We start from the raw sequence: 17185 nt of genomic DNA on the forward strand, positions 1-17185 counted from the left end.
GCGCCGCCGACCAGCGTGCCCACCGCCGCACCAATAATTGCGCCCGTAGGCCCCCCGAATGCAGCCCCAACGCTTGCACCTACGCCTGCACCGCCAAGAATTATGCCTGCTGCTGTTCCAGAATCCATCGATGACTGCACTTCTGGCTGCGACTCGTCTGGCTTCAGGCGACTGCCAACAATCAAGCGCATGGCCGGAATGAAATCTGACGTAATAAATTTCGACGTCGTCGATTTCATGAGGTGTTCAAGAATTTTTCTGTTTTCGGATTCATTTTTGGATTCCATCAGCTTTATGATTATTTCACCGTCACTCGATGTAATAATTTTATGTTCCTGAAGGATTTTCAAACCGTCCAAAGCAAAGTTTTTCGGCTTCTTTTTTGAAAATTCGGTAACAACGCCCTCGATGACACTTCTGGATAGCTTTCTGCCATTCATTTTTCATTCCCCCAATACTAATTGCAAAACGGCGTGACGAATACGAACCAATTCGAATCTTTGCCACTTGAATAAATTATCATCTAATCCGTTCAATAATTGCAAAAACACGTCAAAATCGTATCTATTTGACGAATTAAATCTATCTCTGGATCTATCCCATTCGCGCTCGGTTTCTCTACTGCAGTCCCCGCGCCGCTTTGCTGAAAAATTGCAAACCCACGGCCCTGACCCCATCTTGCAACCTCCGGCGGGCATCCTCCTCGCGCGGATGACGGCCGGAGGCGCGCATGGAAACACTCGGACAAGACCTTGAAACCATGCGCCGGGTGCCGCTCGCACCTGATCATGTCGATGCCATTTGCGCCATCGGCGGCGAGCGGCTTTACAAGGCGGGCGACATCGTGATGGACATTGGCGAGCCGATGGACCGGTTCGTTTATGTTCTCGAAGGGGACATCGAAGTGGTCGATCCCCACACCGGGGAGCGGTTGCTGCCCTCCAGCCTCGGCCCGACGCAATTCATGGGCGAAATCGGCTTCCTCAACGGCGGCACCAACATCATGCGGATGCGCGCAGCGATCGATACCCGCGTGATCGAAGCGCCGCGCGGGGCGATGCTGGATCTGATGAGCCGGGTGCCGGAATTGTCCGATCACCTCATCACCGTGTTCGCGGCACGGCGGCGCAAACAGTTCGAATCGCATAATGACACGATCAAGGTGATCGGTGCGGATCGCAATCCCCAGGTGCAGGCGGTGGAGCGCTTTCTGTCGCGCAACCGCATCCCGTTTCAAAGCTACGACATGGACGCAGGCGACCGCGAAACCGCGACCCTGTGCGACCTGACCGGCCATCAACCCGGCGTGATCGTCGGCGCGAAAACGCGGCTGGTTGACCCCACGCCGCGCAAGGTTGCCCAGTATCTGGGGCTCGATCTCGGCATCTGTTCGCAGCGCACCTATGATCTGCTGATCGTCGGCGGCGGGCCTGCGGGCGTGGCGGCGGCGGTCTATGCCGGAAGCGAGGGGATCGAGGCGCTGGTGATCGAAGATACGGCCGTCGGCGGACAGGCCGGCACATCCAGCCGGATCGAGAATTACATGGGCTTTCCCACCGGCATCAGCGGCACCGATCTGACATTTCGCGGGCAGGTGCAGGCGATGAAGTTCGGCACGCGCTTCGTGATGCCGCGCCGGGTCGAGGGTGTTTCGCGGCGCGAGGACGGGGCTTATTGCGCGACCCTCGACGATGGCGACGAAATCTGCGCCCGCGCCCTGCTGGTGGCAACAGGCGTGCAATACCGCCGCCTGCCGCTTGACCGGCTGGAGGCGCTGGAAGGCGCAGGGGTGTTCTATTCGGCCACGGAAATGGAGGCCCGCTTCTGCGCCAGAACCGAAGTGGTGGTGATCGGCGGTGGCAATTCGGCCGGGCAGGCGGCCATGTTCCTCAGCCGTGCAGCAGCCCATGTGCATCTGGTGGTGCGCGGCAGCAGCCTTGCGGCGTCGATGTCGAGTTACCTGTCACAGCGGCTGGAGGCCGATCCGCGCGTCACCATTCATTATCACAGCGAAGTCACCGCGCTGCATGGCGAGAATTGGCTGGAGGCGATCACGTTAAAGAGCGGGGGCAAGACCGGCGACAGCGATCAGCGCATCGATTCCCGCGCATTGTTCATCATGATCGGCGCAGCGCCCAACACCGGCTGGCTTTCGGGCCTCGCGGCGACTGACGAAAAAGGCTTCGTGCTGACCGGCGCAGCGGCAGGGCAAGACGATGGCTACGCCACCACCGCGCCCGGCATTTTCGCGGTGGGCGATGTGCGCTCGGGTTCCGTCAAGCGGGTGGCGAGCGCGGTCGGCGAAGGGTCTGTCGTGGTAAGCCGCATCTGGCAATATCTGGAAGACACGCGGATATCCGGGGAGTGATTTTTCCGCCCGCACAATTCGTCGCAAGCCTCTGGTGCTATGCGGCAAATTGAATAGACTGCCGCCATCCGCATGGGCATCGCAGACCCGGGCGGAAGGGGGCTTCACCATGATTACCGGCATTTTCCGACTTATCGCAGCAGGCATCGCCCTGCTCGCAGCGCAACCCGTTTGGGCCGAGTGGCACGAAGCGTCGAGCGATCACTTCGTGATCTACGCCGACGACAAAGAGGCCGATATCCGGACCTTTGCCGAAAACCTCGAACGCTATCACAGTGCCATGGCGTTCGTGCTGCGGGCCAAGGTCGAAAAGCCCAGCCCGTCGAACCGCGTGACGATCTTCGTGGTCGGCGACCAGCGCGATATGCGTGCGTTGAGCGGCAGCCGCACCATCGGCGGCTTCTACATCCCGCGTGCAGGCGGCAGCCGCGCTTTCGTGCAGGATATCCGCAACACCAAGGGTTATCCGCATTTCTCCACCATCGTGCTGCTGCACGAATACGCCCACCACTTTTTGATCTCATCCACCAGCTTTGCTCAGCCGCGCTGGCTGAGCGAGGGATCGGCGGAGTTCTTCGCTGCGGCTGGCTTCAATACTGACGGCAGTTTGCTGATCGGCCGACCGGCGCAGCACCGCGGAGGCGAGCTGGCATTCGCCGATCCCGTCCATGTGCGCGAACTGCTCGACCCGGAACTATACGAAAAGCAGAAGGGCAAGAAATACGACGCGTTCTACGGCAAAAGCTGGCTGCTCTATCATTACCTGACATTTTCGGATGACCGCGGCGGGCAACTCGGACAATATCTCGTCAACCTGTACAACGGCATGCCTGCCCTTGCCGCAGGTGAGAGCGCGTTCGGCGATCTCGATACGCTGGAGCGCGAGCTCGCCACCTATCTGCGCAGCAAGCGGATGCTGACTTTCGTGCTACCGCCAGACAAACTCAGCACGGGCAGCCCGATCACCTTGCGCAAACTTCCCCCCGGTGAAGCCGCGATCATGCCAGTCGTGATCCGTTCGCAGCGCGGCGTGAACGAAGAACAGGCCGCAGAATTGCTGGTCGAGGCGCGCGCCATTGCAACCCAGCATCCGGAAGACCCCGGCGTGCTCGCCGCGCTGGCCGAGGCGGAGTATGATGCAGGCAATGACCCCGAAGCCATCGCCGCGGCAGACGGCGCCATCGCCCGCGATCCTGCGCGCACAAACGCCTATGTCCAGAAAGGCTATGCGCTGTTCCGGCAGGCCGGCGAGGCAGACGAAAAGGCAGCCGCCTATGAAGCGGCAATGAAACCCTTTGGAGCGCTCAATGCCATCGAGAACGATCACCCGCTGCCGTTGATCTATTACTATCGCAGCTATGCAGAACGCGGTGCCGCACCGCCCGAAAACGCGCGGGCGGCGCTGGAACGTGCATCAAGGCTGGCTCCGTTCGATCAGGGCTTGCAGCTTAATGCCGGGATGATGCTGATCAAGGAGGGCAAGTTCGCGATTGCGCGCGATTTCCTGCTCCCGGTCGCCGCCAATCCGCATGGCGGGGGAGCGGCGGAGCGGGCGAGGCAAATGCTCGACTTGCTCGACAAGACGCCGCTCGAGGCCGTCATCGACCTTGGGGCACGACCTGACGACGAGGATATCTCCCCGTCGTCAGATGCGGCGAAGGAATAACACCCCCGCCCGCTTCCGTTCAGCTTTTGCTGCCGCCGAACAGGCCCTTGGCCATGCCCATGATGTCGTTCAGCGGGTTGCCGTCCTTGTCCTGATCGAGGATCGAGGCAAAATTGCTGAGCGATCCCTCGCCGCCAATCGCGGTGACGATCTGGCTGAGGATATCCGGGCTCATTCCGGTCTTTTCCGCCGCCAGCGTCACCGTATCGCCGTCCATGGTGTGGGTCTTGCCCAGTGCGGCAATCGCCATTTCGGCCATCTTGGGATCAATCCCCAACTTGGCCGCAAGGTTCACCACATCATCGGGTGCGCCGCCGATGTTCTTCAGAATCCCGTCAAGAATGCTCATTTTCCCGTCTTCCCCTTTGTCGATTCGCACACGCTTGTGCCGCAATTTCGCGACGATCCAAAGAAAAAGCCCCGCTCCGGTCTTGCGCCGGGCGGGGCTCTCCTCTCCAAACCGGGACGGGATCAGGCGGCGACGGGAGCCGGGGCTGCCTGGCGCACGCCTTCGTCAACATGGGCTTCGAACTGCGCGAAATTTTCGATGAACAATTGCACCAGTTTGGTGGCGGTCGCGTCATATTCCGCCCCGTCGGCCCAGGTGCTGCGCGGATCGAGGATGGTCTGATCAAGGCCTGCTTCGGCCAGCGCGGGCACGAATACCGGCACATCAAAGCCGAAGTTGGGATCCTTGCGGAACTCGACCTCGTCCATCTTGCCATCAAGCACCGCGTTCAACAGCGCACGGGTCGCCTTGATCGGCATCCGGTTGCCGGTGCCATACTTGCCGCCGGTCCAGCCGGTGTTGACCAGCCAGCATTCGGCGCTCCCCTTGCCGATGCGTTCCTTCAGCAGGTTGCCATAGACGCTGGGATGGCGCGGCATGAAGGCTGCACCGAAGCAGGTGCTGAAGGTGGCTTCAGGCTCGGTCACGCCAATTTCGGTTCCGGCGACCTTGGCGGTGTAGCCGCTGAGGAAGTAATACATGGCCTGATCCGCCGTCAGACGCGCGATCGGGGGCAGCACGCCGAAAGCATCGGCGGTCAGCATGATCACGTTCGACGGTGCCGGGCCGAGGTTCTTCTCGGACGTGTTGGGGATGAATTCGATCGGGTAGGCGCCGCGGGTGTTTTCGGTCTTCGACGAATCGGTGAAGTCCAGCTCGCGGGTGCTCTCGTCCATCGCCACGTTTTCGAGGATCGTGCCGAACATTTGCGTAGTGGCGTAGATTTCCGGCTCACCCTCGGCCGAGAGGTTGATCATCTTGGCGTAGCAACCGCCTTCGAAGTTGAACACCGCGGTATCCGACCAGCCATGTTCGTCATCGCCGATCAGCGTGCGGCTGGCATCGGCGGAAAGCGTGGTCTTGCCGGTGCCCGACAGGCCGAAGAAGATCGCGGATCTGCCGTCGGCGCCGATATTGGCGGAGCAATGCATCGGCATGACGCCCTGCGCAGGCAGCAGATAGTTCAGCAGGCCGAACACGCCCTTCTTCATTTCGCCCGAATATTCGGTGTTGCCGATCAGGATCAGCTTTTCGGTAAAGCTGACCGCGATCACCGTATCGCTGCGGCAGCCGTGGCGTTCCGGATCAGCCTTGAAGCTGGGCAGATTGATGATGGTATATTCGGGCGCGAAGCTGGCCAGTTCGTCCGCCGTGGGGCGCACCAGCAGCGTGCGCACAAACAGGCTGTGCCACGCCATCTGCGTGATCACGCGCACATTGACGCGATATTCGGGCTGCGAACCGCCGAACAGATCAGCGACGTAAAGTTCTTCCTGCCCTTCGAGCGCAGTGAGGAAATCGGCCTTGAGATTGGCGAAATGCTCTGGGCTCATCGGCTGGTTGATCGGGCCCCAGTTGATCGTGTCTTCGGTCGCGGCATCGCGGACGATGAACTTGTCCTTCACGCTGCGGCCGGTAAACTTGCCGGTTTCCACCAGCAGCGCCCCATCCTTCGTCAGCTTGCCTTCGCCCTTGGCGAGCGCCTGTTCCACCAGTGCGGCGGTGCCGAGATTGGCGTGAAGGCGGGCACGGGTGGCAAGGTTCTGGGCGGCCAGCGGGGTAGCGAGCGAGGTCAACATACGTCTCCTGGGCGGGGCAGCATCATGTGCGGGGCAGGGTCAAACGAAGGGGTCAAACAGACAGGTTCAAACAAACGGGAACAGACCGGCCGTTTCCAGCGAATCCATCCTTCCCGCGGTAACATCCCCGTAGCATTTGCGCATACGTATGCAACCTTGGGCGAATGGTGCTGCGATCACCACCTGATCCCTGCCGCGCGCCTTAGTTTGCGACTCTGTCTGCGTCAAACCGGGTGCGGCATAGCAATTGTGCGGCGCGGCCAATGCCAGCTTTCCCGCAGAACCTGCGCAGGCGATTGTTTCCCGCGTGCGTTGGCGCTACCCATGGGACACCATGTCCGACAGCACCAGCAGCCATCTGGACGATCCACGCGTCCCTGCCGAAGATCCCCGGCCCGAAGAAGCCCGTAAGCTGCAGATCGCGCTGGTTGATGATGATCGCAATATCCTCACCACCGTTTCGATTGCGCTGCAATCCGAAGGCTTTGCCACGCGGCTCTATTCCGATGGCGAAACCGCGTTGAAGGCGCTGCTCGACAATCCGCCCGACTTGGCCGTGTTCGATATCAAGATGCCGAAGATGGACGGGATGGAACTGCTGCGGCGGCTGCGCGCCCATTCTGCCCTGCCGGTGATCTTTCTCACCAGCAAGGACGATGAAAGCGACGAGGAGGCCGGGCTGCAGCTGGGCGCGGATGATTACATCGCCAAGCCGTTTTCCTTGCGCCTGCTGGTCGCCCGCATTCGCGCGATCCTACGCCGGGCAGAACCGTTGGCTGCGGGCGCCGATCCCACCGCCGCGCGCGAACCGGCGCAGCCCAATCTCAGCCGCGGCCGTCTGTTCATGGATCCTGCGCGCCATCAGGTGATGTGGGATGGCAAGGCTGTGAGCCTGACAGTCACCGAATTCCTGATCTTGGAAGCGCTCGCCATCCGCCCCGGCGTGATCAAAAGCCGCAACCAGTTGATGGACGCGGCCTATCCGGACGACGTGTTCGTGGATGATCGCACCGTTGATAGCCACATCAAGCGGATGCGGCGCAAGTTCAAGCTGGTCGATCCTGCCTTCGATGCAATCGATACGCTCTACGGCGCGGGTTACAGCTTCACCGATGCCTAACCGGTCGCGCGCAGGGGGCGAACAGCTGACTGCCACAGGGCGGTTTGCGCTGACCGGCCGTATTCTGGCGGTGAATATCCTGCCCCTGCTGGTGATGGGCGGCGGGCTGTTTTACCTGGATGGCTATCGCACCCAGCTGATCAACGAACGGTTCAAGCTGGCCCGGATCGAAGCCCAGATCACTGCCGAGGCGCTGGCCGGCGCAACACGCGAACGGCAGGAAGCGCTGCTGGTGCAGATCGGCAAGGAACAGCGCATGCGGTTGCGCCTGTTCGATACCGAAGGACGGCTGACAGCGGATAGTTTTGCACTGGCCGATCCTTCGTTCCGGTTCAACGACATCAGCGATGATGATTGGGAACAGCGCTTTGCCCGCTGGCTGGATCGCACAGTCGATACCATCGTCAGCGCGCAGGCAGTGCAGGATTATGTCGAACCCGAAGCGCAGGAAGCCGATGCCTGGCCCGAACTGGCCCGCGCGCGCGAGCTCGGCCTGTCGCAAGTGCGGCTTTACGATTGGCGCGATGGCACGCCGGTGATCACCGCCGCCGCACCTGTCGGCCTGCAAGGGGCAACCTTGCTGACCGTGCGCAACGCGGTCGACATTACCGAAAGCGTGCGCGATGCTCGGTCCACGCTGGGTTCGGCGATGCTGCTGATCCTCGGCGCATCGGCGCTGCTTTCGCTGTTTCTGGCGCGCACCATCGTAACCCCGCTCAGATTGCTGGCACGGGCTGCGGTGCGGGTGCGGCAAGGGCGCGAACGCGAGGTCGAAGTGCCGCGTCTGCCGCAGCGTAGCGACGAGATCGGCCTGCTCGCGCGCACGGTTTCGGACATGACCACCGCCCTGCGTCAGCGGATCGACGCGGTCGATAGCTTTGCCGCTGACGTGGCGCATGAAATCAAGAACCCGCTGGCATCGCTGCGCAGCGCGGTGGATACTCTGCAACGGGTGGAAGACCCGGCCTTGCGCGAGGAACTGATCGGGATCGCCGCACACGATGTGCGCCGGATTGACAGGCTCGTAACCGAAATCGCCGCTGCCAGCCGCGTCGATGCGGAAATCAGCCGGGCGACACTGGAACGGGTGGATCTGGCCGATCTGTTCGCAAACCTGATCCGCAGCCGCGAAGACCGGGCAATGAATGGCGGGCGAAGGATCGAGATTTCCGCCAGTATCGGCGGACACATTGTCATGGGGGTGCCGACCCAGCTGGAACGGGTGGCCGAAAACCTGATCGACAATGCCGTCTCGTTCTCCCCGCCCGAAGGGGTGGTCAGCGTGGCCATCCGGCAAAGCGATCGGCAGGTGATCACCGAAGTCTGCGACGAAGGGCCGGGTATTGCGGCCGAACGGCGCGAAGACGTGTTCCGGCGGTTTCATTCCGACCGGCCCGATGGCGAGAGCTTCGGCAACCACTCCGGCCTCGGCCTCGCGATTGGCCGCGCCATTGCCGAGGCGCATGACGGATCGCTGGTCGCCGATGCCCGTCCCGATGGCGGCCCCGGCGCGTGCCTGCGTCTGCGGCTTCCGGCGGCATCATGACAGACGCCGGCGCAATCGTGATGCAGGCGACAGCGGTTGCGATGGGTGGTTGCGCTTTGCTGATCGAAGGGCCGCCCGGCAGTGGCAAATCCAGCCTCGCCCTCGCCCTGATCGATGGCGGCGCGCAGTTGATCGGGGATGATGCTGTCACCCTCGCCCGCGTTGACGATCGTCTGATCGCCAGTGCGCCGCCCAATATTGCCGGGCTGCTGGAAGTGCGCGGAGTGGGCCTGATCCGGCTGCCGGTTGCCCTGCCCGCTCCGGTAGCACTGCTTCTCACTCTCGGAGGCACAGCGGCGGAGCGTTTGCCCGGCGCCCTGCAATGCCGTGACATTGTGGGCGTGGCCGTGCCGGTGCTGGCCTTCGATCCCGGTGCCATCGCGCCCGCCCCCCGTGCACGCGCGGCGCTGGCGCTGCACGGCATCGCGACCGAAGGCGCTTCCCTTTCGGCTTCAACCGCGCAAGATGTAGCGCCATGACCGACGCGCCTTCCCCTCCCCCTGATACCCCGGCCAAGCAGGAATTGCTGCTTGTCACCGGCCTTTCCGGCGCGGGCAAGTCCACCGCGCTCGCGGTGCTGGAGGATCTGGGCTGGGAGACGATCGACAACTTCCCGGTGCGCCTGCTCAAACGACTGGTCGCCATGCCCGAAGAACCGCGCGGCCCGCTCGCGATAGGGTTCGATTCGCGCACCCGCGGCTTTGTCCCGGCTGATGTTATCGCGCTGGTCAAAGACCTCAGCGAGCGGGACGATGTGGCGCTGACCTTCCTGTTCCTCGATTGCTCCGGCAGCGAACTGGAACGGCGTTACAACGAAACGCGCCGCCGCCACCCGATGGCCGATGGCCGCCCGGTGATGGAAGGCATCGCGGCGGAACGCGAATTGCTCGAACCGCTGCGCCGCTGGGCCGAAGTGATGATCGACACCTCGGCCATGACCAGCAATGATCTGCAAGGGCAGGTGCGCAAGCTGTTCGGCGCGGGCGAAGGCGAAGCCGCCATGACGCTGACGCTTTCCAGCTTCGGCTTTGCGCGCGGGATGCCGCCGCTTGCCGATCTGGTGTTCGACATGCGGTTTCTCGATAATCCGCACTGGGTGCCGGGACTGAAAGAATTGACCGGGCAGGATGCGCCAGTGGGCGAGCATATCGAACGCGACCCCGCCTTTGCCGATGTGTTTGCGCGCATCCGCGATCTGCTGCTGGTGCTGCTCCCGCGCTATCAGGTGCAGGGCAAGCCCTATGTCCATGTTGCCTTCGGTTGTACCGGCGGAAGACACCGGTCAGTTTACACCGCCGAACGGATGGCAGAAAGCTTGCGCGCTGCCGGATTTTCGCCCACTGTCAGACACCGCAATCTGGGCTCCCGCGCAGCCGACGAGATCGAACGCGATCGTCGTTAGTCGCACGCCCGCAGCGGTCTGGCATTGTCCAGATGAATGCAAAAGCGTAAGGCTCGCACCCCGGCGGCCTAGCAACGGACCTTTTTTCACGCATGATCGGCTTGATCCTGGTTACTCACGGTCGCCTCGCTGACCAATTTGTAGAAGCGATGGAACATGTTGTCGGCCCGCAGGACGGGATCGTCACTGTGTGCATCGGCCCCAATGACGATATGGAACAGCGCCGCGCCGATATCGCCGATGCGATCCAGGCGGTCGACAGCGGCGGTGGTGTCATTATCCTTACCGACCTGTTCGGCGGCACGCCGTCCAACCTTGCGATCTCGCTGCTTAATGCCGGACGGATCGAAGTGATCGCCGGGATCAACCTGCCGATGCTGATTCGCCTCGCCGGTGCGCGCAAGGTGATGGATGTGACCGCGGCAGTGCTTGCCGCACAGACTGCCGGACGCAATTATATCACCATCGCCAGCGAATTGCTCGGGCAGGAAACCGCCCCCGTCCGGGCCAAGGCCTGAAGGCGCGGCGCATGGGGGAAGCACGGCAAACCGTTCTGATCGTCAACCAGCGCGGGCTGCACGCACGGGCCAGCGCGAAGTTTGTCGGCATGGTGGCTGGCTTGCCCGAAGGGATGAAGGTCACTGTATCCAAACCGCCGCACAGCGCGGCTGGCGGATCGATCCTCGGCCTGATGATGCTGGGCGCGGCAAAAGGCGATACGGTGGAGGTTGCGGTCGAAGGCGATAATGCCGATGCCGTTCTGGCTGAACTGGTCGCGCTGGTCGCCAGCGGGTTCGGCGAGGATTGACGCGGGGCTGATCGGCCTTCAGCAATACGCCCCATGCGCAAGCACATCACCGGCTTTTCCAATCCGACCGTCAAATATCTGCGGTCCCTGCGCGACAAGAAGCATCGCAAGCAAAGCGGCCAGTTTCTGGTCGAAGGGCTGCGACTGCTTGAGGATGCACGCGCCAGCGGGCGCTTGCCGCAAACGCTGGTGATGGCAGAAGGGCGCGAACACGCCTTGCTGGCGCGCTTGGAAGCCGAGGTTGTGGCGGCGGGCGGCGAAGTGATTGCGACCACGCCCGATATCCTCTCCAAAATCACAGGCAAGGACAACGCGCAGAGCGTGGCCGGCGTGTTTGATGAGTGGGGTACATCGCTGGAGGCACTGGACCGCAGTGCTGCGCCGATCTGGCTGGTGGCGCAGGCCCTGCGCGATCCGGGCAACTTGGGCACAATGCTGCGCACCTGCGATGCGGTTGGCGCGGGCGGGCTCATCCTGATCGATGACTGCGCCGATCCTTTCAGCGCCGAAGCCGTCCGCGCGAGCATGGGCGCGGTGTTCACTGTGGGTCTGGCACAGGCGCGGTGGGAGGAGTTTCTCCCTTGGCTGCGCGGCGGTGCTGGCCAGCTGGTCGCGGCCAGCTTGCGCGATGCGGTGCCCTATCGCGGAGCGGCATTCGCTGCGCCGTGCTTCATTCTGGTCGGCAACGAATCGCAGGGCCTGCCCGAGGAATATGAAGCGGCGTGTGACCTGCGGGTGACGATGCCTATGCTGGGACGGGCAGATTCGCTGAACGCGGCCGTGGCGGGCGCGGTGCTGGCTTATGAAGTGCTGGCGGGGGTTGAAAGCAACTAGCGACTCAAGCGCGGCCCATACACCAGGGGTCCGGGTTCATATCAACCGGCGATTCAGCGCGGTCCGGTTGCGCAAACCGGGCTTTGAAGGTGAAAGCATGCGGCGATGGGCCGTAGCGATCCAGCATCCACAGCCGGGACAACCCTTCGCTGATGGTCGGCTCGTTCCCGGCCTCAATCCACCAGAGCGCCTGATAAGCGCCGTCGAAACGTTGAAAATACTCGCGGCGGCGCGCCATTTCTGGCGTATGCGCGCTGCGATAGACAAATTCGAACAGCGCGTCAGCATTGCGCCAAACTGACATGTTGACGATGAGCAGCGGATCAGGCGCGATCGCTATATCGGTGGCATTGCCAGCTTCGCTTTGCAGCCGCCAAACGAAGCCCGGAGATCTGTCGGCGAGCGCATTGATCCGTTCGAGCGCGTCGAAGAATGGCTGAACCTGCGGATCGCCTTCGGGCGCAGTAAGCCGCCCGATATTGATCTGGGCAAGATGCCAGGTGTCCGCCGCTGCTTCAGAATCTCTCATCATTCACTACCCCTATTCGGCCGCGTCGTTGCTTGCCGCAATCGCGGGATACTCCGCCTCAACCGCGTCCGCATCGGCAGCATTGTAGCGCGGCGCGCTTTCCACCAGCGGCACATCCTCGATCGCGCGTTTGCCGATTTCGACGCCCTTTTCCGCCAACCGCCGTCCGGACGACAGCACGTTGCGTTCAAAGCTGCCGACGAACTTGTTGTAATTGTTGACCGCGCTTTCCAGCCCGCCGCCAACGCGCTTGAGGTGCTGAGCGGCGGTTTCGAGCCTGCCATACAATTCCGCACCCATCCGCCCGATTTCTTGTGCCTCCTTGGCGAGTCCATCCTGCCGCCATACTTGCGCCACGGTCCTTGCAATTGCGACGAGATTGGTCGGCGTCGCGAGCAGCACGCGGCGCTCAAAGGCGAAGTCCCAAAGCTTCGGATCGGACTCAAGCGCTGCGGTGACGAAATGTTCGCCAGGGATGAACATGATGACGTAGTCAGGCGCTTCGTCAAACTGGCTTTGATAGCTTTTGGCGCTCAGTGTTTGGACATGATTCCGCATTGATTTGGCGTGCAGATCAAGGTGACGTTTGCGCTCTGCGTCATTGTCCGCCTCGAACGCTTCTTGGTATGCATTGAGCGAAACCTTTGAATCTACAACCAGCTTTTTCTGGCCCGGCACGTTAATAATCGCGTCGGGGCGCAGGCGCCCTTCGTCGGTTTCAATCGAATGCTCCATGATGAAATCTGTATGTTGCGCAAGGCCGCACTGTTCGAGAAGGTTCTGCAAAGCGCGCTCCCCCCAGCGCCCCCGCGCTTTGGGGGCGTTAGTCAGCGAATTGCCAAGCCGCTGCGCCTCGCGTCGGACGTCCTCTTGACCCTTGCGCATTTCCTCTATCACACCGGTCAGCTGCCCGAAGGCATCGGTGCGCTTGGCCTCCAGTTCGGCCACCTGCTTTTCGTAACTCGCCAGCCGGTCACCAACAGGGGCGAGCAACGCTTTCAGCTTTTCCTCGCTGGCTTTTTCCGAATGGCCAAGGCGTTCTTCTGCCCTCTTGAGGAATGCCTCCTGCGCCTTGCCCAGCACAGCCGCGCCGGTGTTTTCAAACTCTTTCAGCAATTTGTCGCGCGATTCTTCGAGCAGGCGTTTCTGTTCGGCAAAACCGGCGCGTTCAGCCCGGAACTGCGCGTTTTCGCCGCGCGCCGTTTCGAGTTGCTGGGCAAGCCCGTCGGCCCGCGCCGCCCGTTCGCCCAATGTCGCAACCTCGATCCGTGCTGCGCCCAATTCTGCAATGGCGCGTTTGAATTCGCTGGCCTGCTCCACGCCTGCCGCTTCGGCCGCCGACAGCCGCTTACGCAGGTCCGCAAGCGGGCGCGAGGCCACAAACCAGCCCGTCCAGACGCCCGCCAGAAGACCCGCAACCAACAGCGTCACAGCAAAAAATGTTTCAGTCATCGTCGGAACATAGGCCGAACATTAATTGCAGCCAACCCCTCCTTTTTCCCCAGATTCGGAACATTGCCCGGTCGCTCATGTTCAGTCTGGGTGAAGGAGAAACAGCCATGTCCATCAAGAAGATGATACAGGAGCATCCCAATGTCGGGGCTGACTTCAATGAAACGCTGGCGGAAGCCGTGCGCCATGCCATGTATTGCGCAGCCATTTGCAACAGCTGCGCCGACGCATGTTCAGCCGAAGACGGCGATATGAGCGCCTGCATCCGCCTCTGTACGGATTGCTCGGACATCTGCACTGCAACCTATCGCGTTGCGACCCGCCGGACGGCAGGCAATGTTGCTGTAATTCAAGCACAGCTTCGGGCGTGCATTACTGCTTGCGAGCAGTGCGCTGGCGAATGCGCGAAGCATGACAACGATCATTGCCGCCGCTGCGCACAGATGTGCCGGGAATGTGCAGATGATTGCCTGAAGGCGCTCAACAATATGGCGCAGGCTGCCTGACGATTACGCTGCAACCACCTGCCAAGCTGGCAGGTGGTCGCCCAATTACGCCGCCTGACGGATTTTCTTCAGCTTCTTCAGCGCCATCGCCTTTTTCAAGCGCGAGAGGTGATCGATGAACAGGATGCCTTCGAGGTGATCCATCTCGTGCTGCAAACAGGTTGCCATCAGGCCTTCGAGCGCCTCTTCATGGGTCGCACCGTCGAGATCCTGATACCGCACGCGGCACGTCGCCGGGCGTTCGACATCGGCGTAGATTTCGGGGACCGAAAGGCAGCCTTCCTGATAGATCGACAAATCCTTGGCCGGATCGAGAATAACGGGGTTGATGAATACCCGCGGTTCTTTCTTCGTTGCTGGGTGCGTGTGCGAATGCCCGTCATGCGCGCATTCGACCGGCTCTGCATCGGGATCGTCCGGTTGCAGATCGATCACCAGCACCCGCTTGGGCACGCCGACCTGGATCGCGGCAAGACCAATGCCGGGGGCATCATACATCGTCTCGAACATGTCTTCGACGAGGGTGCGCAGATCGGCATTGAACTCCTCCGGTTCAACCGGGATCGAGATGGTTTTCAACCGGGGGTCCGGCACTTCAAGGATTTCGCGGATAGCCATGCTGCGCAGATAGGCGAGCATTGCAGAGATTTCAACGCAGCTTAACCGACCGGCCTTCTTGCGCGTAAGGCCTGCGCCAGCGTGCCTTCGTCGAGGTAATCAAGCTCGCCGCCCACCGGCAGGCCGTGCGCCAGCTGCGTGACCCGCACGGGGAAGGCTTCGAGCCGCTCGGCAATGTAATGCGCGGTGGTCTGCCCTTCGAGCGTGGCATTCATCGCCAGCACCACCTCGTCCACCCCGCCGCCGTCGACGCGGGCGAGCAGGCTGGCAAGGTTGAGGTCTTCGGGCGCGATGCCGTCGAGCGCGGAAAGCCGCCCGCCCAGAACGTGGTAGCGACCGGGAAACAAACGCGCGCGGTCAAGCGCCCAGACGTCCGCCACTTCCTCCACCACACAAAGGAGCCGCGCATCGCGGCGCGCATCGGTGCAGATACCGCAGGGGTCACGTGTGTCGACATTGCCGCAGGTCCGGCATTCCACCAGCGTTTCGGACACTGCCGCCAGCGCCTCCAGCAGCGCGGGCAGCGCCTGTTCGCGGTGCTTGACCAGCCACAGCACCGCCCGCCGCGCCGAACGCGGGCCCAGGCCCGGCAGCCGGGCGAGCGCGGAACTCAGAGCCTCGATCTCTTGCGATGCCATGGGTGTAGAGATAGGGGCTGCGCTTCGCTTAACAAAGGCTGCGGGCAAGGCTTATGCGCATCATCTTCATGGGGACGCCCGAATTCGCAGTGCCGGCCCTGCGCGCGTTGCAGGAAGCGGGGCACGAGATCGCCTGTGTCTATACCCAGCCGCCGCGTGCCGCTGGCCGGGGGAAGCAGCTGCGCGCAACGCCGGTGCAGGTGGCGGCAGAATCGCTGGGCGTGCCGGTGCGGTGTCCGGTGTCGCTGAAAGGTGAAGAAGCGAAGGCGGAATTTGCTGCCCTGAATGCCGATGTGGCTGTGGTTGCGGCTTACGGCCTGATTCTGCCGCAAGCGGTGCTGGATGCACCGCGCCACGGCTGCCTCAACATTCACGCCTCACTGCTGCCACGCTGGCGCGGGGCTGCGCCGATCCACCGCGCGGTTATGGCGGGGGACGAGGTGACGGGCGTGACGATCATGCAGATGGAAGCGGGGCTCGATACCGGACCGATGCTTCACAAGATTGTCGTGCCGGTCGGGCGCAAGACCACGGGCGAACTGTTCGGGGAGCTTGGCGCAGTCGGCGCTGCCGCGATGCTGGAGGTGCTGGCTGATCTGGGGGCCTTTCCGCCCGAGGCACAGGATGATACAGCAGCGATCTATGCACCCAAGATCGACAAGGCAGAGGCGAAGATCGACTGGGCCAAACCCGCCGAGGTGATCGAGCAGCAGGTGCGCGGCCTTGCCCCCTTCCCCGGCGCATGGTTCGTGCTGGAAGGCGAACGGGTGAAGTTGTTGCTTGCAGAGCTTGCTGACGGCTCCGGTGCGCCCGGGGAAGTGATCGATAACGACCTGACGATCGCCTGCGGTGCGGGCGCGATGCGGCCCGTTCGCCTGCAACGCGCAGGTAAGCCAGCGATGGACCGGAGCGATTTTCTGCGCGGCAATCCGGTTCTAACAGGCATTGTCATCCAATAGCGGCGTCTGGCCCATTGACCCTGCCAGCGGCCGGTGGGATCAAACGGTCATCCGAAGGGGGAAAGCTTTCGCGCCGGTGACGGCTGGGAAGCACGCGCTCTGTTGCTGACACAAGGAATCCCGCAATGCGATCAACCTCTCTGGTCGGCCTGTGCGTGCTTGCTCTTGCATCCTGCGGACAAGCACCTGAAGGACTGGCCGAAGATAGCGCCCGGAACAACAAGGACGGTGCTGTTTCAGTCACCACAGCCAGCCTGTCTGCCACGCGCAGCAATCCGCCCGAAGACCAGTATATCGAATGCGTGAATGCCAAGCCCAATGGCACCACGACCCGCCATTTCTTCATCATCTATGGCGGCGCGCTGAAAAGCTATTCTTCGTTCCGGAACTATGCCCGCGATTTGTGCGATCCCGGCCAGCCGGATTGTGCGATGGGATGGCAGGGCGACAAGATCGGTTCCTACAGCAAGAACGGTAATGGCGTGATCAACCAGTTGCTGGTCGATCTGGACAGCATGACGATGGAACGCGCGGTGACGACCGCCGCACGCGGGGTCGAAATCTCGCAAGCGACCTGCACAGCCTCACCGCTTCCCGAAGGTATCATCATCGACTAAGGGCAGCGGCATGTTGCACGCTGCCGCTCTTTGT

General features: G+C 62.2%; 19 protein-coding genes. 12 read left to right on the forward strand and 7 right to left on the reverse strand.

Features of this window, described 5'->3' with window-relative positions:
* Positions 1-440, reverse strand: a 440-nt coding sequence (locus IP79_RS13240; protein WP_197273826.1) for a glycine zipper family protein, incomplete at its 3' end; no start/stop codon positions are given.
* 290 nt (positions 441-730) lie between these two features.
* Here IP79_RS13240 and IP79_RS13245 point away from each other — a divergent pair.
* Entirely contained in the window at positions 731-2368 is a 1638-nt protein-coding gene (locus IP79_RS13245) for an FAD-dependent oxidoreductase (protein WP_054119784.1), read from the forward strand.
* Between the two features lie 109 nt (positions 2369-2477).
* The gene (locus tag IP79_RS13250) at positions 2478-4034 is read left to right on the forward strand and encodes a hypothetical protein (protein ID WP_054119785.1); all 1557 of its coding nucleotides are present in this window, start codon (positions 2478-2480) and stop codon (positions 4032-4034) included.
* Positions 4035-4053: 19 nt separating this feature from the next.
* Here IP79_RS13250 and IP79_RS13255 read toward each other — a convergent pair whose 3' ends face one another.
* Both IP79_RS13255 and IP79_RS13260 read right to left on the reverse strand, forming a co-directional pair.
* On the reverse strand, positions 4054-4383 hold the full coding sequence (locus IP79_RS13255) for a hypothetical protein (protein ID WP_054119786.1): 330 nt from the start codon (positions 4381-4383) through the stop codon (positions 4054-4056).
* Positions 4384-4505: 122 nt separating this feature from the next.
* Complete coding sequence (locus tag IP79_RS13260) at positions 4506-6122, reverse strand: phosphoenolpyruvate carboxykinase (RefSeq protein ID WP_054119787.1); 1617 nt, start codon at positions 6120-6122, stop codon at positions 4506-4508.
* 334 nt (positions 6123-6456) lie between these two features.
* Here IP79_RS13260 and IP79_RS13265 point away from each other — a divergent pair, with 334 nt between their 5' ends.
* The 7 genes from IP79_RS13265 (at position 6457) to IP79_RS13295 (ending at position 11832) form a co-directional block, all read left to right on the forward strand.
* Positions 6457-7242, forward strand: a complete 786-nt coding sequence (locus IP79_RS13265) for a response regulator transcription factor (protein WP_082337242.1) — start codon at positions 6457-6459, stop codon at positions 7240-7242.
* Positions 7235-8788: a sensor histidine kinase gene (locus IP79_RS13270; RefSeq protein WP_054119788.1), complete on the forward strand. Its 1554-nt coding sequence runs from the start codon at positions 7235-7237 to the stop codon at positions 8786-8788. Before IP79_RS13265 ends, IP79_RS13270 begins: the two co-directional genes overlap by 8 nt.
* Positions 8785-9267, forward strand: a complete 483-nt coding sequence (locus tag IP79_RS13275; RefSeq protein WP_233994214.1) for an HPr kinase/phosphorylase — start codon at positions 8785-8787, stop codon at positions 9265-9267. The genes IP79_RS13270 and IP79_RS13275 overlap by 4 nt, the downstream gene beginning before the upstream one ends.
* Positions 9264-10190: an RNase adapter RapZ gene (gene rapZ, locus IP79_RS13280; protein ID WP_054119789.1), complete on the forward strand. Its 927-nt coding sequence runs from the start codon at positions 9264-9266 to the stop codon at positions 10188-10190. The genes IP79_RS13275 and rapZ overlap by 4 nt, the downstream gene beginning before the upstream one ends.
* 92 nt (positions 10191-10282) lie before the next feature.
* Complete coding sequence (locus tag IP79_RS13285; protein ID WP_054119790.1) at positions 10283-10708, forward strand: PTS sugar transporter subunit IIA; 426 nt, start codon at positions 10283-10285, stop codon at positions 10706-10708.
* An 11-nt stretch (positions 10709-10719) separates the two neighbouring features.
* On the forward strand, positions 10720-10998 hold the full coding sequence (locus IP79_RS13290) for an HPr family phosphocarrier protein (protein WP_054119791.1): 279 nt from the start codon (positions 10720-10722) through the stop codon (positions 10996-10998).
* A gap of 33 nt (positions 10999-11031) precedes the next feature.
* Entirely contained in the window at positions 11032-11832 is an 801-nt protein-coding gene (locus tag IP79_RS13295; RefSeq protein WP_054119792.1) for a TrmH family RNA methyltransferase, read from the forward strand.
* A gap of 4 nt (positions 11833-11836) precedes the next feature.
* On the opposite strand, the gene IP79_RS13300 is transcribed toward IP79_RS13295, so the two are convergent.
* Positions 11837-12364 carry a DUF3291 domain-containing protein gene (locus tag IP79_RS13300; protein ID WP_233994215.1) on the reverse strand — a complete coding sequence of 176 codons (528 nt, stop codon included), beginning with the start codon at positions 12362-12364 and terminating at the stop codon, positions 11837-11839.
* Between the two features lie 9 nt (positions 12365-12373).
* A complete protein-coding gene (gene rmuC, locus IP79_RS13305) occupies positions 12374-13813 on the reverse strand; it encodes a DNA recombination protein RmuC (protein WP_054119793.1) in 1440 nt (479 codons plus the stop codon).
* A gap of 107 nt (positions 13814-13920) precedes the next feature.
* On the opposite strand from rmuC, the gene IP79_RS13310 reads away from it, so the two are divergent.
* The gene (locus IP79_RS13310) at positions 13921-14319 is read left to right on the forward strand and encodes a four-helix bundle copper-binding protein (protein WP_054119996.1); all 399 of its coding nucleotides are present in this window, start codon (positions 13921-13923) and stop codon (positions 14317-14319) included.
* Positions 14320-14364: 45 nt separating this feature from the next.
* Here IP79_RS13310 and IP79_RS13315 read toward each other — a convergent pair whose 3' ends face one another.
* Both IP79_RS13315 and recR read right to left on the reverse strand, forming a co-directional pair.
* Positions 14365-14937 (reverse strand): peptide deformylase, encoded by a 573-nt coding sequence (locus IP79_RS13315; RefSeq protein WP_054119997.1) that lies wholly within the window; start codon positions 14935-14937, stop codon positions 14365-14367.
* Between the two features lie 41 nt (positions 14938-14978).
* Positions 14979-15575 (reverse strand): recombination mediator RecR, encoded by a 597-nt coding sequence (gene recR / locus IP79_RS13320; protein ID WP_054119794.1) that lies wholly within the window; start codon positions 15573-15575, stop codon positions 14979-14981.
* A 53-nt stretch (positions 15576-15628) separates the two neighbouring features.
* Between recR and fmt the strand changes: the two genes are divergently transcribed.
* Positions 15629-16534: a methionyl-tRNA formyltransferase gene (gene fmt, locus IP79_RS13325; RefSeq protein ID WP_054119795.1), complete on the forward strand. Its 906-nt coding sequence runs from the start codon at positions 15629-15631 to the stop codon at positions 16532-16534.
* A gap of 125 nt (positions 16535-16659) precedes the next feature.
* Entirely contained in the window at positions 16660-17151 is a 492-nt protein-coding gene (locus tag IP79_RS13330; protein ID WP_054119796.1) for a hypothetical protein, read from the forward strand.
* Positions 17152-17185: the final 34 nt, after the last annotated feature.

This window comes from Porphyrobacter sp. AAP60, assembly GCF_001296025.1.
In the GTDB taxonomy this organism is placed as follows: Bacteria; Pseudomonadota; Alphaproteobacteria; order Sphingomonadales; family Sphingomonadaceae; genus Erythrobacter.